This window comes from Pseudoxanthomonas yeongjuensis, from assembly GCF_010093345.1.
Classification (GTDB): domain Bacteria; phylum Pseudomonadota; class Gammaproteobacteria; order Xanthomonadales; family Xanthomonadaceae; genus Pseudoxanthomonas_A; species Pseudoxanthomonas_A yeongjuensis.
The window spans coordinates 1-24,007 of the sequence record NZ_PDWT01000012.1; the positions used below are offsets into that span (position 1 = coordinate 1).

Consider the following 24,007-nt stretch of genomic DNA (forward strand, 5'->3'; position numbering starts at 1 on the left):
CAGATCAGGGTGCGGGACATGGATCCTCCGGGTAGGTGGGAAAGTCGGGACAGGCGCGTCGACCGACGCGCTCGCCCCAGCGTACACCCCGCCAGCAATCGGAAAAAGCCAAGGTTGTTCCCACGAATGCCCTACGAGACTTCGTAATGCTCGACGGTCGGCTCGAATTCCAGCAGGAAGTCCACGTCCTCCCGGTAGTACTTCGCCTGCGCGATGTCGTTTCCGGCGAAGGCCGCGATCGCCTCGCGCGATTCCCAACGGGTGACGATCAGGTAATGGGTGATCGCGCCCACGGTGCGATGCAGGATGTCCACCGACAGATTGCCCGGGATCGCGCGATAGTCCGGCACCGCACGCGCCTGCAGGAAGGCGAGGTACGCTTCCGATTTCTCGGCAAGGGTGACGCCACGCCAGAGCCTCGCGATCACGATCCTCTCCTTCTCAGCAGCGGCAAGCCAACGAGGCCTGCAGTGCGAGTCCCGCCAGGAACAACGACTGGTCGGCGGCGGCTGGACGCACGGTGACGGCCGGCAAGTCGACGATCCGGTTCGATCGGTAGTACGCGGCATCCGCGGCGGCTGGACGCACGCTGATCGCGGCCAGGTCGACGACGCGGGGCAAAGCCGCGGCAACGGAGGGGGAAGGTTTTTCCACGCGCAAGGGAAGAACAATCGTCGCCGCCAGCAGCACGGCGGCGACCGGGAAAAGAAGGCGCTTGCTGTTCATGGTGTCTGCTCCACGGGTTGGAACCACGTGGCCTGCCTGTCGGTCAGCAGGTCGCGCAGTGTTGCGGTTGCGGTGCCTGGCGGCGCGCGCCGAACCGGTGCGTGCGGTCCTTCGGTTCGGCGAAGGTCTGCGGGAAGGGTTCGTCGAGGTCGTCGTTGTGGCCCGATGTCATCGGCCGGCCGCCGAGGAACAACAGGTCCTCGTACAGGCTGAAGGTCTTCCGCTTCCGCGCCGGAGACGGCTCCGGGCGAACGTCGGACTGCGACGAAGGGCGCGCTGCCGGCGCATCTGCGCGTCCGTCCTGCCCGATGCGATCCAGGCTGGCCGGCGTGGCGATATTGCCCTCGATGAACATCATGCCGCGGCTGATGGCGCCCATTTCCCGCCACCAGGAGTTGTAGGTGCTGGTCTTCATGGTGTGCTCCTCGCCGGCCCATCCGGCTTGAATGGCCGACAAGTTAGGCCCATCCTTGAGGCTGAAAAAGCGAAACTTCCGCAAACCAGACTTGAGGGAATCTAAAGATGAGCCGACCACCGCTGGACCAGATCGACGCCTTCGTGATCGCCGCGCGGCTGGGCAACCTGACCCGCGCCGCCGAGGCCATGCACCTCACGGTCAGCGCCCTGAGCCATCGCATGCGCCTGCTGGAAGAACGCGTGGGCCAGCAATTGCTGGCGCGCGGTCCACGCGGGGTGGTGCTGACCCCGCAGGGCCAACGCCTGTTCGATGCAGTGGCCGAGCCGATCGATGCCATCGAACACGCCTTGCGCCGGCTCGGAACGCGCACAGGCAACGCGCTGACCCTGAGCCTGATCCCGTCGATGGGCACCGCCTGGCTGGTGCCGCGATTGTCGGGATTCCTGTCGCGGCATCCGGAACTGGGGCTGAGCCTGCAGTCGAGCACGCATGTGGTCGATTTCGAACGCGAGCCGGTCGATGCCGCGCTGCGTCTCGGCGGCGGCCAGTGGCCGGGAGTCACTTCGGAATTCCTGTTCGACGAATGGATCACGCCGGTGGCCAGCCCCGACTTCATCGCCAGGCACGGCAAGCCGTCGCTGGCGGCGATTTCGACCTTGCCGCTATTGGGCGATCCGGCCGACCGCTGGCGCGACTGGTTCGCCGCGTTCGGCGGCACCGCGCCGACGCGTTATGTCGCGGTGTTCGACGACACCGAAACCCTGCACCAGGCCGCGGCCCAGGGACTGGGCATCGCCCTGGCCCGGCAGACCCTGGCCCAGCCGTTGATCGCCAGCGGCCGCCTGGTCCCGCTCACCCGCAAGCGGCTGAAGGCGGAATTCGCCCACTACCTGGTGTATCCCGAGCGCAGCCGGCAGCACCCGGGGTTCCAGACGTTGCGCGGCTGGTTGCTGGAGCAGGCGGAAGCCAAGCCTGTTTAGGCTTCCGGTGTGGCCTTGCTTGCTTTTCCGAAGGCCAATTCAAACCATTCCGTGCTTCGGCTCCCCCTATCTCAATTGCTGGAATACGGACCGGATATCGATTTCACCCGCATGGCTTCATCCGAATCATCGAGGACGAACACGCGATAGCTCGCACCGCCACGCTCGACGCGAATGACCACGTGCCCTTGCGTGCTCGCCGCCTTCTCGATGTTGTAGGTGGTCTTGAACGTGGCAGCGGAGACGTTGGTGATGAAGATGTCGCGCGGTCCCGGCCAAGTGGCTGCGGACGTCATGCGCTGATACGTGTTGACCGCCGGATGGCCCTCGGCGCGCGCGCCGACCACGATCACGCGCGGTTGCAGCAGGCGCAGGAACGGGGCGCTGTTCGCATCCCAACTGCCATGGTGGTTCGCCTTCATCGCATCGACCTTGCCGTTGGCTTGAGCCACCGCGGCCTCGACATTGTCGAGCGACGGGTCGACCTCGATATCCTGCGCGGACAGATCGCCACCGCTGAAATAATCGAACGCGCCGTAACTGAGCTTGAAGGCGATGCTCAACGCGTTCTCTCCCGGAGCCTCTTCACGGCTGAAAACGGGGCGCGTTCGCGTGCCTTCACCCGTCCACACCCGGCCATTGGCATACACGTTGCGGATCGCGAACTGCGGATACGCGTTCGGCTCGTGCAGCAGCTTCAGTTGGTCGTTGCGGCCAGGCTGGAACTGTTCGACCTTCAACCCGCGATGCTTCGCTTGCCAATCGAGGAAACTGCGGTAATTGTCGATGGTGGGGTTCTTCAGCGGCGCCGGGTAGGCGTAATCCGGCCAGCCGCGATCGATCACGGTGCCGATGCGCAGGTGCTCGGCGACCTCGGTGATGCCGCTGAGCCGGTAGCCGTTCTTCGAGCGCGGCGAATCCTCCACGATCGCGCCCATGTGGTCGCCATGGAAGTGCGAAATCATCGCGTAGTCGATTTGCCTGGCCGTGTCTTTTCCAGACGGCAACGGCAGCACCCGCTGCAGGTAACGGGCCACCCACTCGCCCGGTGCGCGCGAGGCGTCGGGCTTGGTTGGCAGCGAAAACGGCGGCCTCTCCACCGTCTTGCCGCTCATGTCCACCAGCAGGCTGGTGCCATCGGGCAGGATCAGCAGCGAGGACTCGCCGCGGCCGGTGTTGATGTGGTGGATGTCGAGTTCGCCTTGCCGCCATGCGGGCAGTGGCTGGCCGATGTCCTGCGCGTGCGCGTTGGCGGCCAGCAGCAGCGCGGCGAAAGATATGGTTTTACGCATCGGCGTCGCTCAGTCGCGCGTGTCGAAGCGCTGGTGGAAATCGCGCAGCGGCAAGCTGAATTCGTCGCGCTGCAGGAATTCCGCATCGCCGATCCCGGCTTGCCCGTCCTGCCGCTTGTACCAGCTGGCGTACTGCTTCAATTCGGACGAGAACTTCTTGTAGTGCGTGGAATAGGTGCGCACCTCGATGCTCGGCTGCGCACCGTCGACCTTGAATTTCATCAGTCGCAGCCAACCGTCGCCGACGGCGTTGTTGTCGTCGGCGGAGGTGCGGCCGGCGTCTTTCGCGGTTTGCCATCGGCTCTGGTAATCGGCCATCACCTGATGCACCTCGAGGCCGTGCAGGTTTTCGGCGATGCTGTGGCCCTGGCCGCCGACATGACCGCTGAGCACGAGGAAAATCTGGTCGTGGCGGCCGAGGAATTCGTTCCACATCATCTGCGGGTTGTTGTCGCGATGGTCGAGGATGCTGTTGTCCGTATTCGAGGCGCGGATGAAATCGCCGTTGCGCTCGAGGTAGCCGTGGGTGGTGACGATGGTCGGCACACCCTTGTACTTCTCGATAATGCGTTCGGCCCAGGCCAGCGAGGCATCCGGCGCGTAGTACTGCAAGCCGATATGCAGGAAGCGGCATTGGCCGGCAACGAAGATCTGCGCGCTGTCGGCGCCGCCGTCGTTGGAAGCGACGTACCACGGTTGGCCATCGAAGAATTCCGACTGCGGCGAGAACGCGGAGCGGTAGCCGCTGAAACCGCCGACATGGCGGATACCGCCGCGCATCCTGCCGGTCTCCGGGTTCGGCTGCGGCGGATGCTCCGGGCTGGTCCACAGCGCGTCGTAATCGTGGTTGCCGGGAATCACCGAGAACGGCAGCTTCCCCTTGAGAGACCGAAAGCCCTTCACCACGCTCGGGATTTCCCATTCGAGCACCTTTTGCTTCTTCGGCGAATGCGCCACTTCACTGCCATTCGGATTCGGCATCCACTTGAAGCCGCGCGCCTCGTGCTCCGGATCCATCCACTCCGAATAGTGCTGCCACAAATCGCCCAGATGGGTGGCGAACACGATTTCGCCGCCGCTGCTTTTCGCGTTTGCGGCGATCCAGCGCATCTGCTCGTAATACTGCTCGACCGCGTCGAACGGATAGCCTTCCGCCTTCTGGTGGCGGTAGTCCACGTAGTTCTGCGTGTCCGGGATCGCCGCGATGGTGAACTCGCCGCAATCACCGCGCTTCCATTGGTGCGGTTTCCATGGTTGCTTCGCTTCGTCCGCCAATACCGGCGTGGCAAGCAGGGCAATGGTGAGGCACAGGACTTGCGTTTTCATGTTCACGCTTTATCGATCTCCGGTTTGCCGCGTTCCACGGCGAGTTTGGCCACGACCGACTTCTTGCCCCCGGCTTCGGTGATCCTGTCGACGGCGATGACGCTGGTTTTCCATTCGTCGCGGCCAATGTCGAACACCTGGTAGCCGCGGCGATCGTTGAACAGTACGTTGTGCGGGTTCTCGGCCAGGACGTTCTCCCAGCCCTTTGGCATGTCGCTGCCGTCGCCGCCGGAGGCGATTGAAGTAGCGACGAATTCGGCCGCGACCGGCTTGCTGGTGAGATCGTTGGGGTCGCGCGGGATCACCCCGGCGTGGTGCTTGTGCACGTCGCCGGTGGCGACGATGACGTTGCCCTTGGCGCGCCGCTCGATCAGGTCGACCACGCGCGCGCGCGCTTGCGGATAACCGCTCCACGAATCGGTATTGATCGCGCCGGCGGCGCGATTTTCCGGATATCTGTACGGCATCATCATCACTTGCTGCGCAAGCAGGTGCCAGCCGAAGTCCTCCTTCAGGCCCTCGCCGAGCCAGGCTTCCTGCGCGTCGCCGATGATCTGCTCCGGGCCTTGTTCGTCCAGCGGACGACACGGCTTCCTGCCGATCATGCTCGGGTCGCAACGCTGCTTGCTGCGGTATTGGCGCGTGTCCATCAGGTGCACGCGCAGCAGCCGGCCGTAGTCGATGCGGCGGAACATGCGGATGCCCTGCGCGGTCGGAAACTGCGCGCGGCGCACCGGCATGTTCTCGTACCAGGCCTGCATCGCCACGGCGCGGCGCAGCGCGAACACTTCCGGCGGCGCGCCGTCCTGGTCGTTTTCGCCAGCCCAGTTGTTGTCGAACTCGTGGTCGTCCCAGGTCATCAGGAATGCGGCGGCCGCGTGCGCGGTCTGCAAATCCAGATCGGACTTGTACTGCGCATAGCGGCGGCGGTAATCGTTCAAGGTGTAGATTTCATCGCCCACGTGCTGGCGCGCCATCCTGTTGCCGGCCGCGTCGATCACGAACTTGTCGTCCTTGCCGCGGCCTTCGTAAATGTAGTCGCCGTAGTGGAAAACGGCATCGAGCTCCGGTTCCTGGCTCAGGTGCCTGTAGGCGGTGTACAAGCCGGCTTCGTAGTGCTGGCACCCGGCCACGCCGATGCGCAGTTGCTTCGGCTTCTCGCCGATCGCCGGCGTGGTGCGCGCACGGCCGACCGGGCTGGGCGGCTGGCCTCCGGCACTGAAGCGATACCAGTACGGGCGCGACGGCTTCAAGCCATCCACTTCGACGTGCACACTGTGGCCCAGCTCCGGGCGTGCGATGGCTTCACCCTTGCGCACGATCCGCCTGAAACCCGGGTCCTCGGCCACGTCCCATTGCACGGCCACGCCGAGCATCGGCATGCCGCCGTTTTCCTCCAGCGGTCGCGGCGCGAGCCGCGTCCAGATCACAAAGCCGTCGGCGGCCGGCTCACCGGACGCTACGCCGAGCGCGAACGGGTACCCGCAGAACTCTGGCGCGGCCCACAGCCTGCCCGGCTGCAGCCCGGCGAACAGGACCAGCGAGCCGGCGCCGAGCAGGAACTTGCGACGATCAAGGGGGATCGGTTTCATGTGGATTCCTCGGGTTCTGGAAACCGGGACCGGGCGCGCCTTGCGAGGCGTCCGGCCGGTTGCGGCCGCTTAGAAGCGCACGCGGATGCCGACCGATGCGCGGCGGCCGCTGGTGATGTAGATCTGGCTGTGGTGGCCTTTTTCGCCCAGGCCGACCGGGCCGTTCGAGTACACGGTGTTGCGGTTCTGGTTGAAGAGGTTGTTGACGCTGAAGTACGCCTCCAGGCCGAACCAGTTGCCCTTGGTCTTCTTGACCAAGGTCCAGCCGCCGGACATGTTCACTTCGAGGTAGTCGTCGAACGGCTGTTCCTGGTAGGGCAACGTATACGCGCCGTTGCCGTTGTCGACCTTGACCGCGGCGGTCGGGCCGCGATCCTTTTCATCGCTCCATACGGTGTTGAGGTTCAAGCGCGCCGGACCGTACTTCCAGCCGAGGCCGAAGCTGGCGACCTGCTTGGCCACGCGCTCGAAGGTTTCCGATGGATTGGTGTGGGTGTAGGAACCGCGCACGGTCATCCCGCTCAATGCGCCGGGCAGGTAATCCATGGCGTGGTTGAACTCGAACTCGTAGCCGTTGATGCTGATGTCGCGGTCGCTGTTGGCCGTGGTGACGACCAGGTCGATCGGCTCGTCGCCGTCGTAGCCGAAGTCCCCCGGAGTCATTGTGGCGGTGCTGATCAGGTCCTTGATCCTGTTGTGGAACAGGCCGAAGGCGATCAGGCCCACCGGCTCGAAGTACTGCGTCGCGCGGATCGAGAAGTTGTCCGAGTATTCCGGCCTCAGGTTCATGTTCGGCGCGGTGAGCACATTGCCGTCCTCGGTGCCGTAGTCGACCGACCACACGCCGGCCAGATCGCCCACTTCCGGGCGCATGATGGTCTTGCTGTAGCCGGCGTGGATGTCGAGGCTGTCGGTGACGCTGTATTTGACCGAAGCGCTCGGGAAGAAGTCGCTGTAGCTGCTCTTGGTTTGCTTGCGTGGATTGCTCAGGTACTGGTACTTCAGGCCGTCGACGGTGGTGGCGCGGCCGGTGCTGGCGCTGACCGCATAGCCGGCGGCGCGCACGTCGTCGGCACTGAGCGGATCGAAGTCATGGCCGGTTTCATTGGTCTGTTCCCAGCGGATGCCCGCCTGCGCCTTCAGCTTGTCGGTGAGGTCCGCGGTACCCATGAAGTACACGGAATTGATGTTCTCGTCGATCCTGTTCGCGTTGGCGATGTTGGCGTTGTACCACTGCGCCGCGGTTTCGCTGCGCACCCATTGCTCCGGGTTGGCCTGCATCATCTGGTAGATCCTGGCCAGGCTGTAGACGTACAGGTCGCCGCCGCCCAGGGTGTTGACGGTCATGCCGGATTCGCCGCTGTGCCATTGGTTGGCGCTCTGCACTTCGCGCAGGAATTCGGCATTGGTCAGCGGGCCGTTGTAGGTCCAGATGTTGGCGTCGGAGGTGTTGGCGTATTCGTAATCGGCGAAAGTGGATTTGGCGCCGGTCTTCCAGGCCACCGCCACGTCGCCGATGTCCTGGTAGAACTCGAAGTTGAGCGCGCCGCCGCGGTAATCCAGCTCCGCGGCGCTGCCGCTGGTGGTACGGATGCTCGGCCGGCTGGAAGAACCCAGTGCGCCGCTGTAATTGGCCAGCGTCCACGCTTCCGGCAGCGCCCAGTCGACGCCGTCGATCTGTTGGATGTCCCAGTCCTGGTGCATCCAGTCGCTGCGCGAGGCGCTGTAGTTGCCCTTCGCGCTCATGGTGTTGAGCAAGTTGGAAACCTGGCCCTTCTTGCCGGAGGCGTAGCGGCTGTTGGAGCTGGCCGAAAACAGGTTTCCGTCCAGCTTGAAGTTCTCGTTCTGCCAGACGAAGCGCGGCACGAAGTTGCGCGAATAGCCGATCTTGTAGGTGTAGTTGGCGGCCTGGGTCAGGGTGTCGGTGCCGGCCGGGTAATGCGTGACCCAATCCTTCGAGGGATCGCCTTCATGCGGATTGGCGGCGGTGGCGCGCCCGTTGGTGAAGGTCGGGATGACCTGGCTCGGGTCGATGTCGCCGCGGCTGACGCTGGCGGTCAGCGACAGGATCAATTCATCGGTGGCCTTGAAGTCCGCGCTGAGCGAAGCGACGCGGCGGTTGTACTCGCGGTCATAGCCTGTGGCGGCGATCTGCGTCACCGCATACGGATCCGGGCTGGTGGCGGTAGCCACGTAGTTGCGGCTGGAGTTGATCTGCACCTGCTCGACCAGATTGGTGATGCTGCTGATGCCGGCGGCGATGCCGAGGCGGTTGTCGAAGAACACGTCCGAGTAATTGATGCTGCTGGACGGAAGCCACTTGGTGTCGTAGCCGCCTTCCATCCAGCCGGTTTTCCTGCTGTCCCACAGGCCGGAATGCGTGGTGCCGCCGAGCGAAACGACGATTTTCCGGCCCTTGGCGTCGAAGGCGTTCCTGGTGCGGATGTCGATGGTGCCGGCCGGCGCGTTGGCGTCCATGTCGGCGCTGGTGGTCTTGTTGATGCTGATCGAATCCACGCCGGCCAGCGCCGACTGCTCGAAGCTGAAGGTGCGCGAGCTGGCCGAGTTGGCGTCGATGCCAGGCAGGCTCACGCCGTTGAGGGTCACGCCCGTGTACTTGGCCGGCAGGCCGCGCAGGCTGATGTTGCGCGGCGCATCGTCGGCGACCACATCGAAATCCACGCCCGGCATGTACTTCAGGAATTCGCCCGGGTTGCCATCGCCGATTTCGCCGAAGGATTCGGCCGACAGCGTGTTGGTGACGTTCATCGACGCGCGCTGCTCCATGATCGCCCGCGCATCGCCTTCGCGCGCGCCGATCGAGGTCACGGTATCGAGCGTGGCGGCATCGGCATTGGCCAACTCGCCGCCGGAAACGAACAGTTCGACCACCGGCGCAGCGGTTTCGCCGGCGCGCACGTCGATGCTGCGGCTGGCGGTGATGAAGCCGGTGAACTCCACGCTCAACTGCTGGCTTCCGGCCGGCACGTCGTTGATGCGGAATTCGCCGCGATCGGTGGACGTGGCGACCTGGCGACCGTTCAATTTGATGCGCGCGTTGCGCAGGTATTCACCCGTCGCCGGATCGAGAATGACGCCGCTGATGGCGCCACTGCCAGCGGTTTGGCGGACTGAGGCGCTTTCCGACTTTTTTTGCAGCAGGACCACCCCGCCCTCTTCCGACTTTATCTCCAGTCCGGCGGCATCCAGCAACTTGCGCAAGGCTTCGCGCACGTCCATTTCGCCGCTGATCGCGGGGATTTCAACGCCCTCGAGCGAACCGGCGGGGGCGACGATCTGGATGCCGCCCTGGCGCGCCAGCTCCGGAATGGCGCTGACGGCCGGTTGCGCCGGCACGTCGAAGCGGCGTTGCTGCGCCATCGCGCCGGGAGCGGAAGACAGCGCCACGACGATGGCGCTGCTTAGCAGGAATTTCTTGTAACGGATCATGGTCTCGGCTCTTGGATGGCCGCGTGGGGATGCGGCAATGGGAGTTGAGAGGTATGGCCCGTCCGCTTCCGCTATCCGTCAAAAAAATTTAATGTGCGCTGCCGATGACGATGCTCCCGCGCCCCTGCTGCACGCGCGCATCGAATACTTCGGCCACGGCAAGGCTGAAACCCACCGGATTGTTGGTGGCGAACAGGCCCGCCACCTGCATCTTCGCCAGTCGCGGATCGGCGATGACAATGCGCGTATCGCTATAACGGGCGAACTCGGCGACGGCCTGGCCCAGGGTTTCGCCTTGCAAGGCGATCTTGCCTTCGCGCCACGCGAGTTCGCGCGCCAGCCTGTCTGCAGCCACCGTTTCGACGTCGACGACCGCATCTTCGCCCACGGGCAGCAGGGCGCGGGTATTGGCATCCAGCCGCGTGCGTGCGCCGGGCAATTCCGCGTGTCCTTGCAGCACTACCATTTGCGTGGCCTGCGCCGGCAGCTTGCGCACGACGAAGGATGCCGCCGCGGCGCGGACCCGGCGCCCGTCCACTTCGATCATCACCGCCCCGTTCGCATTCGCCGAGACCACGAACAGTACTTCGCCGCGCACGACGCGTACGCGCTGCTGGCCAGCGTCGTCATGCACCTCGACCCGGCTGTCGGTGTTGAGGGTCATCGAATTGCCGCCGGCCAGCGGCACCAGGCGCATCTCGCCCTTGACCGTGGCGTAGGCGGTCGGCATGTGCAACGCGGCCGTCAACACCACCAGCAGCAGCGAGGCCGCCATCGCACCGCCCCATTCCAGCAGGCATCGGCGGGTGGAGCCGGGCCGCCGAGAAGGCTCCGCTCCAGTCCGGAACTCCTCCGGATCGTATCGCGGACCAAGCGCGCTGGCGGATTCGCTGCGCAGCCATAGCGCCCTGGCGCGCAGGTAAGCCCCTCGCCGCCGCGCATCGCCGGCCAGCCATCGCTTCAGTTCCTCGGCCTCCGCGGAAGACAGCCGCCCGCGGTCCCACCGCGCCACCCACTGTGCGGCGGTCCGTTCAATCTCCCGGCTGGTTTCGCGATCGTCCATTGGCGCGCCCTTTTTCTCTCTCCAATTGCTTGGAGGTTTTGACAGGTGGGTTTCCGCCACTGGCGAACCATTCCCCCAGCCAGCGGATGCCACGGGCGATGTGTTTCTCGACGGTGCTTTCGGAAAGGTCCATGCGCACGGCGATTTCGCGCTGGGACAATTCATGGATGCGGCGCAAAACGAAGGCTTCCCGGGTCTGGCCCGGCATGGACGCGATTATTTCTGCCAGTCGGCGCAGCTCATCGCGGCTGGCGGCGCTTTGCTCCGGGGTGGCGGCCTCGTCGGTGAATTCGAACCGCTCGAGGTCCTCGACCGCCAGAATGGGCACGATTCGCGACCGACGGATGTTGCGCACCACCAGCGAACGGGCTATCTGGAACAGGTAGGCACGCGGATGCTGGATGTCGTCCACCCGCTCGCGCTCTGCCAGCACCGCGTAGCTTTCCTGGATGATGTCATCCACTCCCGCCGCATCGATGCTGCGCCGACACGACAACCAGCCGCGCAGTGCCGCCTCGTGCGGCAGGACATGGTGCAGGAACCAGCGCGTCCGCTCCTCTGCATCGGCAGCGACCATCGACCGTTGCCCTTGTTGCGAATTCCGCTCCATCACGCAAATCCCCGGGCACGTACAGGCGACAAACCTCCGAAGCTAGACGCTGAACATGACGGTTGCGTGTATAGAGCCCACAAGTGCAGGCGTATATGCGAGCCGATTGGATACCGGCATCCTTGTTCGCCGACAACGACAAGCGCTACTCCATCAGTGCGCCATCGCTGGCGCCTTCACTGGTTTGCTGGAATACGCCGAATAACGACATTCCATCCTTGCGAACGGCCGTTTCGGGGGCGGAACCGACCATCGCCAGCCCGATCAAGGCACATGGCTTGCCGGTCTCCTGGCTCCAGCCTGCCTTGCCGATTCCAGTGATACGCGCATCATGCCGGCTCGCCGGCAATTGGCCTTACGATACCGGCATGCAGCCCGCCGACGCCTTCGCCACCATCATCCGCGACGCCTTCGCCGACTATCACGCGCGCTTCGCCGATATCACCCGGCGCGCGCGGCGGCGGTTCGAGACCCGCGACTGGGCGGCGGCGCGCATCGACGCGGTGGAGCGCATCGAGCTGTACGACCAGTGCGTCGGCGAATGCATGCTGCGGCTGGAGGCGAACCTGCAGCAGGGCGCCCACGACCGCGAACTGTGGTCGGCGATCCGCGACAGCTACGGGCGCCTGATCGAGGGCCTGATCGACCGCGAACTGTTCAAGACCTTCTACAACACCCTGACCCGGCGCTTCTTCCGCACCCGCGGCGTGGACGCGGCGATCGAATTCATCGCCATGGACATCGAGCCCACCGATGCCATCACCCATCCGGTCGGGCGCCACAGCTACGCGGTGTCGGAACTGCGGCCGGTGGACAGCTTCACCCGGCTGCTCGGCGACTACCGCTTCGACGTGCCGTACGCGCACCGCACGCGTTGCGCCGCGGCGATAGTCATTCGCCTGCAGGACGACCTGGCCCACTGGGGACCGAACCCGGTGCGTTCGGTGGAGCTGCTGGAAACCGTGTTCTACCGCGAGCGCCGTGCCTATCTGGTCGGGCGCGTGTTCGGCGAGCACCGCTTCTCGCCGTGCGTCATCGCCCTGGTCAACGACGAACGCGGCCTGCGCGTGGACGCGGTGCTGACCCATCGCGCCGACGTCGCCCATCTCTTCAGTTATTCGCGCAGCTATTTCCACGCCGATCTGGGCACGGTCGGCGATGCGGTGGTGTTCCTGCGCACCTTGTTGCCGGTCAAGCCCATCGACGAGATCTACACCGTGCTCGGTCGGGCCAAGCAGGGCAAGACCGAGCGCTTCCGCACCTTCTTCCGCCACTTCGCCGCCCTGCCGCAGGAACCGTTGACCCAGGCCGAGGGCGAGCGCGGCATGGTCATGGCGGTGTTCACCCTGCCCAGCTATCCGCTGGTGTTCAAGGTGATCCGCGACCGCTTCGCCTATCCCAAGGAAATGAACCGCGCACAGGTCGAGGGCAAGTACGCGCTGGTGTTCCTGCACGACCGCGTCGGCCGCCTGGTCGATGCGCAGCCGTACCGCTTCCTGCGCTTCCCGCGTTCGCGCTTCTCCACAGGTTTGCTTGAGGAACTGCTGCAGACCTGCGCCCACGGCATCACCGTCGATGGCGACGACATCGTCGTGCACCTGTGCTACGTGGAACGGCGCATGCGCCCGCTGAACCTTTACCTGCGCGAACAGGCGCCGGAAGCCGCGCGCCTGGCGGTGATCGACTACGGCCAGGCGATCAAGGACCTGGCCCGCAACAACATCTTCCCCGGCGACCTGCTGCTGAAGAATTTCGGCGTGTCCCGGCACGGGCGCGCGGTGTTCTACGACTACGATGAGCTGTGCCTGATCACCGAATGCAATTTCCGCGCGATCCCGCAGGCCCGCCACCATGAAGAGGAAATGGACGATGGCTGGTTCTACGCCGGACCCAACGACATCTTCCCCGAGCAGTTCCCGAAATTCCTCGGCCTGTCGCCACCGCTGATGGCGGCGCTGAAACACGCGCATGGCGAGATCTTCGACCCGGAATGGTGGCGCCAGCTGCAGGCGCGGCTGCGCGATGGCGACTATCCGGACACGCCGCCGTATCCGGACGCGGCGCGGCTGGCCTGAGGCGAGCTCAGTCCTCGGCGCTGGCGGCATCCAGCGCCGCGATTTCCGTCGCCGACAAGGCAAGCCGCGTGGCCGCGACCAGATCGGCGAGTTGCGAAGTGGTGGTGGCGCTGGCGATGGGCGCGACGATGCCGGGGCGCGCGATCAGCCAGGCCAGCGCGACCTGTGTCGGGTTCGCGTTGCGATCGGCCGCGACCGCATCCAGTGCCTGCAGGATGCGTAGGCCGCGCGGGTTCAGGTATCGGTCGACCACGCTGGCGCCGCGCGCGGCGCTTTTCCCGGCGTCCGCGGCCTTGCGGTACTTGCCACTGAGGAAACCGCTGGCCAGCGAGTAGTAGCTGATCACGCCGATGCCCTCGGCGCGGATCAGCGGTTCGAGTCCGGACTCGTAGCCCGCGCGGTCGTAGAGGTTGTATTGCGGCTGCAGGGTTTCGTAACGCGGCAGGTTGTGCAGCTTCGACACCCGCAGCGCTTCGGCCAGGCGCGCGGCGCTGTAGTTGGAGGCGCCGATGGCGCGCACCTTGCCCTGTTCGATCAGGCGCGAGAAGGCGCCCAGGGTTTCCTCGAGGGGAACGGAAGGATCGTCTTCGTGCGCCTGGTACAGGTCGATGGTTTCGACCTGCAGGCGCCGCAGCGATCCTTCCACCGCTTCGGCGATGTTGGGCGCCGAAAGCCCGGCGTGTTCGCTCCACTTGCCGACCTTGGTGGCGATGACCAGGTCGTTGCGCTTGCCGCTGCGGCGCAACCAGCGCCCGAGGATGGTTTCCGAGTCGCCGCCATGGTTGCCGGGCACCCACGCCGAATAGGCATCGGCGGTATCGACCAGGTTGAAGCCGGCCCCGACGAAGGCATCGAGCAGCTTAAATGAAACCGCTTCGTCGGCGCTCCAGCCGAACACGTTGCCGCCGAACGCGAGTGGCTGCACCTTCAATCCGGATCTGCCCAGTTCACGGGCCTGCGAGGCGAGGGTCATGGGGGATTCCTGCGCTGGGAGTTCGACAGGATAGACGCCAAGAACCGCGTTTCCACGACGTGGCGTGCGGATACTGTGTTCCGCGACCGCTACCCGCGCGATAACCTTTTTTGAACAAAGCGCGCTTTTCAATCGACGTGATAGGCTCGCCGCACTTTGATCGTGGAGGGTTGCCGATGAAACGTCTTTCCTTGTGCCTGGCCGTGCTGGTCGCCCTGACCGCCGCCTGTCCGTTGCTCGCGCAGGCACCGGCCGATGCCTCGCCGGCCAGCGCATCGTCGGCGCTCGACAACGCGCTGCAAGGCAGTTGGCGCGACCCGGCCAACGTGGCCCGCGATGCCCATCGCCATCCGCGGCAGACACTGGCGTTCTTCGGCATCGCGCCGACGCAGACGGTGATCGAGATCACCCCGGGCGGCGGCTGGTATGCGGAAATCCTGGCACCCTACCTGCGCGACAACGGCCGCTATGTCGCCGCGGTGGTCGATCCGGCCGCCGTTGCCGAGGGCAAGGGCCGCGAGTACCAGCAGAAGAGCAAGACCACGCTGGAATCGAAGTTCGCCGCTTCGCCGGCGCAATACGGCAAGGCGCAAGTGGTGGGCTACGACCCCAAGGCGCCGGTGTTCGGGCCTGCGGATTCGGCCGACCTGGTGCTGACTTTCCGCAACGTGCACAACTGGCGTTCGTCGGGACAGGCCGAGGGCATGTTCAAGGGCTTCTTCGCCGTGCTCAAGCCCGGCGCCACTTTGGGCGTGGTCGAGCATCGCGCCAGGACCGACGTTCCCGCCGACGACAAGAGCGGTTATGTCGGCGAGGCGCAGGTGATCGCGATGGCCGAGGCCGCCGGTTTCAAGCTGGCGGAAAAGAGCGAGGTCAACGCCAATCCGCGCGACACCAAGGACCATCCCAACGGCGTGTGGACCCTGCCGCCCGCCAACAACCACGATGCGGTGGATGACGCGAAGTACAAGGCGATCGGTGAAAGCGACCGGATGACTTTGCGGTTTGTGAAACCGCGCCGCGACTGACCCGCACCTGCAGGATTGCCGCCGCCGCGGCCCATGAATCCACGGGCCGCGGCGGCGTTTTCACCTGACCACCATGCTCATCGCCCTCAACAAACCCTTCAACGTCCTCTGCCAGTTCACCGACCGCAGCATTCCCCCGCGGCGGACGCTGGCGGAATTCGGATTGCCGGCGGACGTCTATGCCGCCGGCCGGCTGGATTACGACAGCGAAGGTTTGTTGCTGCTGACCGATGACGGGGTGTTGGCGAACCGGATCACCGATCCGCGCCACAAGCAGGCCAAGAGCTACTGGGTGCAGGTGGAAGGAGAACCCAAGCCGGAGCAACTCTCGGCCTTGCGCCAGGGCGTGGTGTTGAACGACGGCATCACCCTGCCGGCGCGGGCGCGTGCATTGGAGTCCGCCCCTGCGCTATGGCCGCGCGATCCGCCGGTGCGTTTCCGGAAGACCGTGCCGGACGCGTGGATCGAACTGACGATCAGCGAAGGCCGCAACCGCCAGGTGCGGCGCATGACCGCGGCGGTCGGATTGCCGACGCTGCGCCTGGTGCGGGTTTCGGTGGGCGAGCATGCGCTGGGCGGACTGCTGCCCGGCCAATGGAAGCCTTTGTCCCCCATGGAGACTTCCTCCACGCGCGCGTAGGAGCGGGCCTTGCCCGCGATGCTCTCCGTATCGAATCGAAATCAGTCGGGCAGGCTTGGTTTCATGGAAGCCAAAGGCATCGCGGCAAGGCCCGCTCCTACGCTCCGAAGGAAGTCCTCTTGGGGGGGCAGAGGCTCAGGTTTCGGCGGAAGGCGCCGTGGTCTTGCGCGCGCGCGGCGCGCGCGGCGCGCGCGTGGACGCGGTCGTGGTCTTGCGTGCCTTGCCGGTGCCGTTGACGCGTTTGGCCTCGATGCGCCTGGAGCGGCCTTCGATCGGCGCGTTCAATGCTTCCTGCTTGCGCTTGCGGTGCGCCGCATAAGCCAGCACGCCGACGCCGAGCGCCGCGGCCACGGCGACGATCGGATTGCGGCGGACGAATTTCACCGCCACGCGTCCGCCGGTCTTCACCGCGCCCATGGCCGCGCCGGTCTGCAGCAGCTTGGTGGCACTGGGTCCGACGTGCTTGAGGCTGGTGCCGGCCTGGCTGACCAGGTCCATGGCGCGGTCGGTGATGGTGGTGAGCTTGCTCATGCGGGTTGCTCCATGGAATGCGTGATTAGGGCTGCAGTTTCCGTCGACGGATGTTCAGGGCGTGTTAGCGCGGGCGCCTCTGCCCCACCGTGCGCTGAATGTATCGGATCGATCACGTGCAGGTTCGTGGGAGGGGCTTCAGCCCCGACGCTTTGCTTCTTCTCACATGTCGGGGCTGAAGCCCCTCCCACATCTTGGTGGAAGTCGCCTTGGTGGCAGAAACCGCACTGCCCGGCTATCCGCTTTGTTCGGTGCGGTCTTAGGTACCTCGCGGCTTCGCGCGATGCGTCGCGGTGGCCGACCACGGATCGTCCGGCCACGGATGCCGCGGATACCTTCCCTTCATTTCCTTCTTCACTTCCGGGTAAGTCCGTTCCCAGAAGCCACGCAGATCCTGGGTGACTTGCAGAGGTTTTCCCCCGGGCGAGAGCAGGTGCAGGACGACGGCGATGCGGCCGTCGGCGACGCGTGGCGTATCGGCCAGGCCGAACAGCTCTTGCAGTTTCACCGCCAGCACCGGCGGCTGGCCGTGCGCGTATTCGATGCGCCGTTCCATGCCCGAGGGCACCGCGATGCGTACCGGCGCAAGCTGATCGATGCGTTGGCGTTGCGACCATTCCATGCGCGACTTGAGTGCTTCCGCCAGCTCGTCCTCGGCCAATGCATCGAGGCGGGTCTTGCCGACGAAGGCGGGTTGCAGCCAGCCGTCAAGCGAGGCGAGCAGCGCTTCCTCGGAGAGGTCCGGCAACTCCAGTTCCGGCATCCATTCGCGCAAGCAGCGCACGCGTTCCCGCCATTGCCGCAGCGGATCGCTCCACGGCAGCGGGTCCAGGCCGAGTTCGCGCACCGCTTCGGTCAGCGCGGCCGCCGCATGCTGGGGATCGACGCGACCGGCCGGTTTCGTTTCCAGCACGATCTGGTCGAAACGGGTTTCGCGTTGCGCCGACAGCGCGCGCCGCCCGGCATCCCAGCGCACCGCGTCTTCGCTGGTGAAGCGCTCGGCGAAATCCTGGCGCAGGCGCGCTTCATCGACCGGCGCGGCGCGCAGGATCAGGGCGTCCTTGGTTTCGTAACGCAATTCGGCCGCCACGATCCAGGGTTCGCCGAACACCGCGCTGTCGTCGAAGATCCGCGCCATGCGTCCGTTGGCGAGCTGGTAGCGGCGCGGATCGGTGGAGTGCTGGCGGGCGATGCGGTCGGGAAAGGCGTGCGCGAGCAGGTCGCCGAGGCGATGCGCTTCGATTTCGCGTGGCGGCGCGGCATCGGTGCGCAAGCGGCGGCGCCATTGCTTCGCCGCCGCATCGATCGCGGCGAGGCCGGAACGATGCGCGTCGCCTGGAACACGACCCTGGCGGAAGGCCGCCAGCGCCCGCCAACGCGTCGCCAGGGCATCACCGCCACTGCGCAGCGGATCGCGCGCCTCGACCAGCGCGGCAAGATCGCAGGCGAGCGTGCGGTCTTCTTCGCCTCGTGCCGAAAGCAGCATGGAAGCCAGGCGCGGGTGAGTGCCAAGAGCCAGCATGCGCTTGCCAAGCGCGGTGATCGAATTCGAATCGCCGAGCGCGCCCAGCCGGCGCAGCAGGTCGCGCGCCGCCGACAACGCGCCCGGCGGCGGCGGATCGACGAAACGCAGCGCATCGCTGCCCCAGGCGGCGAGTTCCAGCGCAAGGGAGGCGAGCTCGACCTGGCCGATTTCCGCACGTCGCTGCGGTTCCAGTCGTTGCGATTGCGGCCACAGCCGGTACGCCCAGCCTTCGGCGACGCGGCCGGCACGGCCCGCGCGCTGGTCGGCGGAGGCCTGTGAGATGTTGACAGTCTCCAGGCGCGCGAAACCGCTGTTGGGGTCGTAACGCGGCTCGCGGGCCTGCCCGCTGTCGATAACCACGCGCACGCCGGGCAAGGTGACCGAGGATTCGGCGACATTGGTGGCCAGGACCACGCGGCGGCGGTCCTGAGGATCGGGTTGCAGGGCCAGGGATTGTTGTTCGATGGAGAGTTCGCCGTGTAGTGGCAGGACGAGGACATCGCTTTTGGTGATTGATTCAACTTCGCCGAGCACGCGCTCGACGCGGACGATCTCGCGCTGTCCCGGCAGGAATACCAGAACATCTCCAGAATATTTTTGCAGCGCCTCTTCAATCGCGCGTCGCGCCTGCGATTCGAGCGATTCGTCGCGACGGCCGGGAAAGTGGGAGATCGTGACCGAGTAGCTTCGACCCTCGCTGCCCAACCGCGGCGCGTCGAGGAAGCGCGCCAGCTTCTCGCCATCGAGCGTGGCCGACATCGCCACGATGCGCAGCTCCTCGCGCAGCTGCGACTGCACGTCCAGCGCCAACGCCAGGCCAAGGTCGCCGGCCAGGTGGCGCTCGTGGAATTCGTCGAACAGCAGCGCGCCCACTCCCTCCAGCATCGGATCGTCCTGCAGCATGCGGGTCAGGATGCCCTCGGTGACTACTTCTATCCGGGTGCGCGCGGAGACCTTGTTCTCGAAACGGATCCGGTAGCCGACGGTATCGCCCATGGACTCGCCAAGCTGTTTGGCCATGAACCCGGCCGCGGCACGCGCGGCCACCCGGCGTGGTTCCAGCATCACGATCTTGCGACCGGCCAGCCACGGCTCGTCCAGCAGCGCCAGCGGCACCTGCGTGGTCTTGCCGGCGCCGGGAGGCGCTTCCAGCACCAGTCGCGGATGCTCCTGCAGGCTGCGCTTTATCTCCGGCAGCAGCGGAGTGATGGGGAATTCGACGGACGGCATGCCCCAAGGATAAAGGTTCCCCCTGTAGGAGCGGGCCTTGCCCGCGATGCTCTTCGTCGAGAATCGGGCATCCGGGCCGAAAGGCATCGCGCCCAAGGGGCGCTCCTACAACGATTAAACTATGCGCATGGAATTGATCGACATCGGCGCCAACCTCACCCACGACAGCTTCGACCCCGACCGCGACGCGGTCCTGCAACGCGCCCGTGAAGCCGGCATCGTGCAGATGGTCGTGACCGGCGCCAGCCGCGAACATTCGCCAAAGGCACTGGCACTGGCCCGGGCGCATCCGGGCTTCCTGTTCGCCACCGCCGGCGTGCATCCGCACCACGCGGTGGAGTACACCGACGAGTGCGACGCCGAGCTACGCGCCCTGCATGCGCATCCCGAAGTGGTGGCGGTGGGCGAATGCGGACTGGATTATTTCCGCGACTTCTCGCCGCGCCCGGCGCAACGGCGCGCGTTCGAGCGCCAGCTGCAGATCGCGGCCGATACGGGGAAGCCGTTGTTCCTGCACCAGCGCGAGGCCCACGACGACTTCGTCGGTATCATGAAGGAATTCGAGGGGCGCATCGCACCGGCGGTGGTCCACTGCTTCACCGGCACGCGCAGGGAGCTGTTCGACTGCCTGGACCGCGACTGGCGCATCGGCATCACTGGCTGGCTGTGCGATGAGCGCCGTGGCCTGCACCTGCGCGAACTGGTCCCGCACATTCCCGCCGACCGGCTGATGATCGAGACCGACGCGCCCTACCTGCTGCCGCGCACGGTCAAGCCGCAACCTTCGCACCGCCGCAACGAGCCGATGTACCTGGCGCACATCGTGGAAGAACTGGCGCGCGACCGCGGACAGGAGATCAAGGCCGTCGCCAAGGCCACGACCGCCACGGCGCGCGATTTTTTCCGGCTTCCCGTCCTCCGCTGAGTCCCCGCGTGCGACCGGCCCGCGCCGAGCGTTGGCTCAACTGACTTTGCGGTCTTCCTGCTTGGCCTTCTCCATGGCCTCCGGCTCCAGTTCCTCGGCGCTTCGGTTCAGATGGACGAATGCGCCCCAGGCCACCAGCAACAGCGCGGCCGAACCGCCAATGGCTGCGACATAGGGCAGCTGCGCCGGGTCGCGCTGCATGATCTGGAAGCTCGCCACGAGGGTTTCGATCGCCAGCGCGACTACGACCACGACCAGGAAGCGGGACAGATGGCGGCGTACCCGGGTAGGGCCGCTGACTTTCACGTCGCGCAGTATTTCTTCCTCGAAGATCGTCTGCGACAGCCCCAGTGCGACCAGGCCGATGGTCAGCATGCCGATGCTCTCGAGGACGCTGTCGAAGCGCTGGCGAATTTCCCGTCGTTCTCCAGCGAACAGTCCGTGCCACAGATCCGTGGCCGCCAGCACGATCAATGCCAGCGCACAAATGAAGAACAGCGCGATCACCAGCAAATGGCCCACGACGAAGATCTTCTCGAATTGCTTCATGTCCGGATCCGCAGCCAGCGTCTGCGGGCGAGCATCGCCTGCCGCGCGTAAGGCCGATGCGAAGATCGCGGGTCAGGTGGAAGCGCGGCCGGCCTCGTAGGCCTGCAGGTGGCACCAGGCCGTCGCCAGCAGCGCTGCGTCCTGCCCGGCGCTCCGCGCCCGATGCAGCATGTCGCCGACGATATGCGCCGCTTCCACGCGCTGCCCGGCTTCGAGGTCGCGCAGCATCGAGGCTTTGACCGGCGATCCGGCCTGGACAAGCGTGCCCAGTGCGATCGATTGCGTTTGCGCGGACACCGGCTGTCCGGCCGCTTCGGCGACTGCCAGGCATTCGCGATACAAGGCCTGCATGAAATCGCGGCCGCCCTCGCCCGCCACGATCGTGCCGACGTCGGCGCGCATCAGGCAGGTGCCGGCCGCGAGTGTGGTGAGGAAGGTGTACTTGTTCCAGAGTTGCTGGTTTATGTCGGAAGCAGCCAGATGATCAAGGCTGGCCCGCGCGCACAGATTCGCGAACCCACGCACGCACGCACTGTCGGGATCGCCGTCGCGCTCGCCGAAAGTGATCGACGCGGGTTTGCCGAGATGCATCACCTCGCCATTCGGACCCTTGGTCGCGCTGATGAAGCACAGGCCACCGAGTACGCGCTCCCGGCCGAAGCGCGCATCCAGCTCTGCGTAGTGCAGCAGGCCGTTGAGGATCGGCATGACCGTGGTGCGTTCGCCGACCGCCGGCGCGATCGCATCGAGCGAGCTGTCCAGGTCGTAGGCCTTGCAGCTGAGCAGGACCAGGTCGAATGGCTTTTCGGTAGCGAGCGCTTCCAGCTTGTCGGCGACGACATGCGCGACCTGGAAGTCGGCATCGCCGAGCGGGCTACGGATCTGCAAGCCGTGTTGCTCAAGCTGCAATGATCGCGCCGGGCGCACCAGGAAGGTGACGTCGGCGCCGGACTGGGCGAGCCGGCCGCCGAAGTAGCCGCCGGTGCCACCGGCCCCTAACACTAGAATTCGCACGCGATGCACTCCTCGCTCTTGTAGAGCCGAGCTTGCTCGGCTGCTCCGTCCGGTTCCACGCGAAGATCCAGAAGAGCAGCCGAGCAAGCTCGGCTCTACGGGTTATCAACTGCGCAGGCCGACGCCGCGCTTCAGCAACCACAATCCCAGCGCGCCCAGTCCGATCACGAAACCCAGCATCAGCGTGTAGGCGATCCATACCGGCACGTCGCTGGTGCCGAGCAGGCCGTAGCGGAAGGCGTTGACCATGTAGAAGATCGGGTTGGCGTGGGTCATGGCCTCGGCCCACGGCGGCAGCAGCTTGACCGAATAGAACACGCCGCCCAGGTAGGTCAGCGGGGTCAGGATGAAGGTCGGCACGATGGCCACGTCGTCGAACTTCTTCGCATACACCGCGTTGATGAAGCCGGCCAGCGAGAAGATCGTCGCGCCCAGCAGCACCGTGGTGAAGGTGATGAAAGGATGCGGGATGCGCACCTTGGTGAATAACATCGCGATCACCAGCACGATGGCGCCGACCATCAGCCCGCGCAGCACCGCACCGGCCACGTAGCCGCCCAGGATCACCCAGTTGGGCATCGGGCTGACCAGCAACTCCTCGATGTGGCGGCCGAACTTGGCGCCGAAGAAGCTGGAGGAGATGTTGCCGTAGCTGTTCTGGATCACGCTCATCATCACCAGGCCGGGGACGATGAACTCCATGTAGGTGTAGCCGCCCATGTCGCCGATACGCGAGCCGATCAGCCCGCCGAAGATCAGGAAGTACAGGGTCATGGTGATCGCCGGCGGCACCAGGGTCTGGCCCCAGATGCGCAGGATGCGCATGATCTCGCGGCGCACGATGGTGCCGAGGGCGACGAAGTTCTTCTGCAGGGAGGTGGTAGCAACGGCCTGGGTCATTCTCTTCTCATTATCTTTTGCGTTTGCTCATGCCCCCTCCCTTGCGAAGCAGGGGAGGGTTGGGGAGGGGTTGGCTTTTGATCTTGCTCGTCGTTCTTCTCAATGCAAGGTCAACCGCAGGATCAAAAGCAGCCCTTCCTGGCCCTCCCCTGCTTCGCAGGGGAGGGGATTGGTCATGCTACCTGTGCCCGTTTCGCCGCCGCTTCATCGCCGGTCAGGCGCACGAACAGTTCTTCCAGCCGGTTGCTCTTGGTCCGCATCGAACGCACGCGGATGCCGGATTCGTTGAGCGCGGCGAACACGCGGTTGAGGTCCATCGCCCGCGGCATGTCGAGGTCCAGGGTATGGTCGTCGGTCGCCACCAGCGTGGTGCCCTCGATGGCGGGCAGCCGCGCCGGCAGTTCGCCGTCGATGTCGAACACGAAGCCTTCCACGTCGAGCTTGGCCAGCAAGGCGCGCATCGGTCCCTGTTCGACGATGGTGCCGCGATCGATGATGGCCACGTTGCGGCACAGGCTTTCCGCTTCCTCCAGGTAATGCGTGGTCAGGATGATGGTCGTCCCCGCCGCGTTGATTTCCTTCAGCGTCTTCCACATGCCGCGGCGGATCTCGATGTCCACGCCGGCGGTGGGCTCGTCCAGGATCAGCAGCCGCGGCCGGGTCATCATCGCCCGGGCGATCATCAGCCGGCGCTTCATGCCGCCGGACAGCGTGCGCGACATGCTGGTGGCCTTGTCCCAGAGCTGGGCGCGCTTGAGCTCCTCTTCGGCCCGCACCAATGCTTCGGCGCGCGGCAGACCGTAGAAGCCGGCGTAGTTGACCAGGATGTCGAGCGGCTTCTCGAACATGTTGAAGTTCAGTTCCTGCGGCACCAGGCCGAGCAGGCGCATGGCGCCGTCGCGGTCCTGCGCCAGGTTGACCCCGAACACCTCCACTTCGCCGGCCGATTTGTTGACCAGCGAGCTGACGATGCCGATCAGGGTCGACTTGCCGGCGCCGTTGGGCCCGAGCAGGGCGAAGAAATCGCCGGGCGCGACCTGCAGCGACACGCCCTTGAGCGCTTGCACGCCGGTGTCGTAGGTCTTGCGCAGGTCGGTGATGGAGAGTGCGGGCGTACCCGCGGGAACGACGGCTTGGGGAGCAACCATTTGAGGCCTTGC

The 24,007-nt window shown here is 65.6% G+C and carries 21 protein-coding genes; 5 read left to right on the forward strand and 16 right to left on the reverse strand.

Annotation, left to right across the window (positions count from 1 at the left end):
• Nucleotides 1-131: 131 nt before the first annotated feature.
• The 3 genes from CSC74_RS16975 to CSC74_RS16985 are packed head-to-tail and all read right to left on the reverse strand — an operon-like array spanning nt 132 to nt 1,141.
• Nucleotides 132-428 carry an antibiotic biosynthesis monooxygenase family protein gene (locus CSC74_RS16975; RefSeq protein WP_162315691.1) on the reverse strand — a complete coding sequence of 99 codons (297 nt, stop codon included), beginning with the start codon at nt 426-428 and terminating at the stop codon, nt 132-134.
• 13 nt (nt 429-441) lie between these two features.
• Nucleotides 442-726 (reverse strand): hypothetical protein, encoded by a 285-nt coding sequence (locus CSC74_RS16980; RefSeq protein ID WP_162315692.1) that lies wholly within the window; start codon nt 724-726, stop codon nt 442-444.
• Between the two features lie 43 nt (nt 727-769).
• The gene (locus tag CSC74_RS16985) at nt 770-1,141 is read right to left on the reverse strand and encodes a hypothetical protein (protein ID WP_162315693.1); all 372 of its coding nucleotides are present in this window, start codon (nt 1,139-1,141) and stop codon (nt 770-772) included.
• Between the two features lie 107 nt (nt 1,142-1,248).
• On the opposite strand from CSC74_RS16985, the gene CSC74_RS16990 reads away from it, so the two are divergent.
• Nucleotides 1,249-2,124, forward strand: coding sequence for a LysR substrate-binding domain-containing protein (locus CSC74_RS16990; RefSeq protein ID WP_162315694.1), 876 nt, complete (start codon nt 1,249-1,251; stop codon nt 2,122-2,124).
• A gap of 71 nt (nt 2,125-2,195) precedes the next feature.
• Here CSC74_RS16990 and CSC74_RS16995 read toward each other — a convergent pair whose 3' ends face one another.
• From CSC74_RS16995 to CSC74_RS17020, 6 genes are all read right to left on the reverse strand, one after another.
• Nucleotides 2,196-3,416: a ComEC/Rec2 family competence protein gene (locus CSC74_RS16995; protein WP_162315695.1), complete on the reverse strand. Its 1,221-nt coding sequence runs from the start codon at nt 3,414-3,416 to the stop codon at nt 2,196-2,198.
• A 9-nt stretch (nt 3,417-3,425) separates the two neighbouring features.
• Complete coding sequence (locus tag CSC74_RS17000; RefSeq protein ID WP_162315696.1) at nt 3,426-4,742, reverse strand: metallophosphoesterase family protein; 1,317 nt, start codon at nt 4,740-4,742, stop codon at nt 3,426-3,428.
• 2 nt (nt 4,743-4,744) lie between these two features.
• Complete coding sequence (locus CSC74_RS17005; RefSeq protein ID WP_162315697.1) at nt 4,745-6,334, reverse strand: alkaline phosphatase D family protein; 1,590 nt, start codon at nt 6,332-6,334, stop codon at nt 4,745-4,747.
• A 69-nt stretch (nt 6,335-6,403) separates the two neighbouring features.
• Entirely contained in the window at nt 6,404-9,784 is a 3,381-nt protein-coding gene (locus CSC74_RS17010; protein WP_162315698.1) for a TonB-dependent receptor domain-containing protein, read from the reverse strand.
• Between the two features lie 88 nt (nt 9,785-9,872).
• Nucleotides 9,873-10,847 (reverse strand): FecR family protein, encoded by a 975-nt coding sequence (locus CSC74_RS17015; protein ID WP_162315699.1) that lies wholly within the window; start codon nt 10,845-10,847, stop codon nt 9,873-9,875.
• A complete protein-coding gene (locus CSC74_RS17020; RefSeq protein WP_211369683.1) occupies nt 10,816-11,457 on the reverse strand; it encodes an RNA polymerase sigma factor in 642 nt (213 codons plus the stop codon). The genes CSC74_RS17015 and CSC74_RS17020 overlap by 32 nt, the downstream gene beginning before the upstream one ends.
• A 368-nt stretch (nt 11,458-11,825) precedes the next feature.
• Between CSC74_RS17020 and aceK the strand changes: the two genes are divergently transcribed.
• A complete protein-coding gene (aceK, locus tag CSC74_RS17025; RefSeq protein WP_162315700.1) occupies nt 11,826-13,532 on the forward strand; it encodes a bifunctional isocitrate dehydrogenase kinase/phosphatase in 1,707 nt (568 codons plus the stop codon).
• 7 nt (nt 13,533-13,539) lie between these two features.
• Here the strand turns inward: aceK and CSC74_RS17030 are convergent, their stop codons facing one another.
• Nucleotides 13,540-14,505 carry an aldo/keto reductase gene (locus CSC74_RS17030; RefSeq protein ID WP_162315701.1) on the reverse strand — a complete coding sequence of 322 codons (966 nt, stop codon included), beginning with the start codon at nt 14,503-14,505 and terminating at the stop codon, nt 13,540-13,542.
• A gap of 176 nt (nt 14,506-14,681) precedes the next feature.
• On the opposite strand from CSC74_RS17030, the gene CSC74_RS17035 reads away from it, so the two are divergent.
• Nucleotides 14,682-15,533 (forward strand): class I SAM-dependent methyltransferase, encoded by an 852-nt coding sequence (locus CSC74_RS17035; RefSeq protein ID WP_162315702.1) that lies wholly within the window; start codon nt 14,682-14,684, stop codon nt 15,531-15,533.
• A gap of 73 nt (nt 15,534-15,606) precedes the next feature.
• On the forward strand, nt 15,607-16,173 hold the full coding sequence (locus CSC74_RS17040; RefSeq protein ID WP_162315703.1) for a pseudouridine synthase: 567 nt from the start codon (nt 15,607-15,609) through the stop codon (nt 16,171-16,173).
• Nucleotides 16,174-16,308: 135 nt separating this feature from the next.
• Here CSC74_RS17040 and CSC74_RS17045 read toward each other — a convergent pair whose 3' ends face one another.
• Both CSC74_RS17045 and hrpB read right to left on the reverse strand, forming a co-directional pair.
• Nucleotides 16,309-16,704, reverse strand: coding sequence for a hypothetical protein (locus CSC74_RS17045; RefSeq protein WP_162315704.1), 396 nt, complete (start codon nt 16,702-16,704; stop codon nt 16,309-16,311).
• Nucleotides 16,705-16,963: 259 nt separating this feature from the next.
• Nucleotides 16,964-19,459 (reverse strand): ATP-dependent helicase HrpB, encoded by a 2,496-nt coding sequence (gene hrpB, locus CSC74_RS17050; protein ID WP_162315705.1) that lies wholly within the window; start codon nt 19,457-19,459, stop codon nt 16,964-16,966.
• Nucleotides 19,460-19,586: 127 nt separating this feature from the next.
• On the opposite strand from hrpB, the gene CSC74_RS17055 reads away from it, so the two are divergent.
• Nucleotides 19,587-20,384, forward strand: a complete 798-nt coding sequence (locus tag CSC74_RS17055; protein ID WP_162315751.1) for a TatD family hydrolase — start codon at nt 19,587-19,589, stop codon at nt 20,382-20,384.
• Nucleotides 20,385-20,420: 36 nt separating this feature from the next.
• Here CSC74_RS17055 and CSC74_RS17060 read toward each other — a convergent pair whose 3' ends face one another.
• The 4 genes from CSC74_RS17060 to CSC74_RS17075 form a co-directional block, all read right to left on the reverse strand.
• The gene (locus CSC74_RS17060) at nt 20,421-20,933 is read right to left on the reverse strand and encodes a hypothetical protein (RefSeq protein ID WP_162315706.1); all 513 of its coding nucleotides are present in this window, start codon (nt 20,931-20,933) and stop codon (nt 20,421-20,423) included.
• 72 nt (nt 20,934-21,005) lie between these two features.
• Entirely contained in the window at nt 21,006-21,947 is a 942-nt protein-coding gene (panE, locus tag CSC74_RS17065; protein WP_162315707.1) for a 2-dehydropantoate 2-reductase, read from the reverse strand.
• A 105-nt stretch (nt 21,948-22,052) separates the two neighbouring features.
• A complete protein-coding gene (locus CSC74_RS17070; RefSeq protein WP_162315708.1) occupies nt 22,053-22,847 on the reverse strand; it encodes an ABC transporter permease in 795 nt (264 codons plus the stop codon).
• A gap of 173 nt (nt 22,848-23,020) precedes the next feature.
• Complete coding sequence (locus CSC74_RS17075; protein ID WP_162315709.1) at nt 23,021-23,995, reverse strand: ABC transporter ATP-binding protein; 975 nt, start codon at nt 23,993-23,995, stop codon at nt 23,021-23,023.
• Nucleotides 23,996-24,007 lie beyond the last annotated feature (12 nt).

What these genes read in the sequence shown, in the direction of transcription:
- CSC74_RS16980 (WP_162315692.1), bottom strand. Translation starts at nt 726, where the DNA reads ATGAACAGCAAGCGCCTTCTTTTCCCGGTCGCCGCCGTGCTGCTGGCG.
- CSC74_RS16985 (WP_162315693.1), bottom strand. Translation starts at nt 1,141, where the DNA reads ATGAAGACCAGCACCTACAACTCCTGGTGGCGGGAAATGGGCGCCATC.
- CSC74_RS16990 (WP_162315694.1), top strand. Translation starts at nt 1,249, where the DNA reads ATGAGCCGACCACCGCTGGACCAGATCGACGCCTTCGTGATCGCCGCG.
- CSC74_RS16995 (WP_162315695.1), bottom strand. Translation starts at nt 3,416, where the DNA reads ATGCGTAAAACCATATCTTTCGCCGCGCTGCTGCTGGCCGCCAACGCG.
- CSC74_RS17000 (WP_162315696.1), bottom strand. Translation starts at nt 4,742, where the DNA reads ATGAAAACGCAAGTCCTGTGCCTCACCATTGCCCTGCTTGCCACGCCG.
- CSC74_RS17005 (WP_162315697.1), bottom strand. Translation starts at nt 6,334, where the DNA reads ATGAAACCGATCCCCCTTGATCGTCGCAAGTTCCTGCTCGGCGCCGGC.
- CSC74_RS17010 (WP_162315698.1), bottom strand. Translation starts at nt 9,784, where the DNA reads ATGATCCGTTACAAGAAATTCCTGCTAAGCAGCGCCATCGTCGTGGCG.
- CSC74_RS17015 (WP_162315699.1), bottom strand. Translation starts at nt 10,847, where the DNA reads ATGGACGATCGCGAAACCAGCCGGGAGATTGAACGGACCGCCGCACAG.
- CSC74_RS17020 (WP_211369683.1), bottom strand. Translation starts at nt 11,457, where the DNA reads ATGGAGCGGAATTCGCAACAAGGGCAACGGTCGATGGTCGCTGCCGAT.
- aceK (WP_162315700.1), top strand. Translation starts at nt 11,826, where the DNA reads ATGCAGCCCGCCGACGCCTTCGCCACCATCATCCGCGACGCCTTCGCC.
- CSC74_RS17030 (WP_162315701.1), bottom strand. Translation starts at nt 14,505, where the DNA reads ATGACCCTCGCCTCGCAGGCCCGTGAACTGGGCAGATCCGGATTGAAG.
- CSC74_RS17035 (WP_162315702.1), top strand. Translation starts at nt 14,682, where the DNA reads ATGAAACGTCTTTCCTTGTGCCTGGCCGTGCTGGTCGCCCTGACCGCC.
- CSC74_RS17040 (WP_162315703.1), top strand. Translation starts at nt 15,607, where the DNA reads ATGCTCATCGCCCTCAACAAACCCTTCAACGTCCTCTGCCAGTTCACC.
- CSC74_RS17045 (WP_162315704.1), bottom strand. Translation starts at nt 16,704, where the DNA reads ATGAGCAAGCTCACCACCATCACCGACCGCGCCATGGACCTGGTCAGC.
- hrpB (WP_162315705.1), bottom strand. Translation starts at nt 19,459, where the DNA reads ATGCCGTCCGTCGAATTCCCCATCACTCCGCTGCTGCCGGAGATAAAG.
- CSC74_RS17055 (WP_162315751.1), top strand. Translation starts at nt 19,587, where the DNA reads ATGGAATTGATCGACATCGGCGCCAACCTCACCCACGACAGCTTCGAC.
- CSC74_RS17060 (WP_162315706.1), bottom strand. Translation starts at nt 20,933, where the DNA reads ATGAAGCAATTCGAGAAGATCTTCGTCGTGGGCCATTTGCTGGTGATC.
- CSC74_RS17070 (WP_162315708.1), bottom strand. Translation starts at nt 22,847, where the DNA reads ATGACCCAGGCCGTTGCTACCACCTCCCTGCAGAAGAACTTCGTCGCC.
- CSC74_RS17075 (WP_162315709.1), bottom strand. Translation starts at nt 23,995, where the DNA reads ATGGTTGCTCCCCAAGCCGTCGTTCCCGCGGGTACGCCCGCACTCTCC.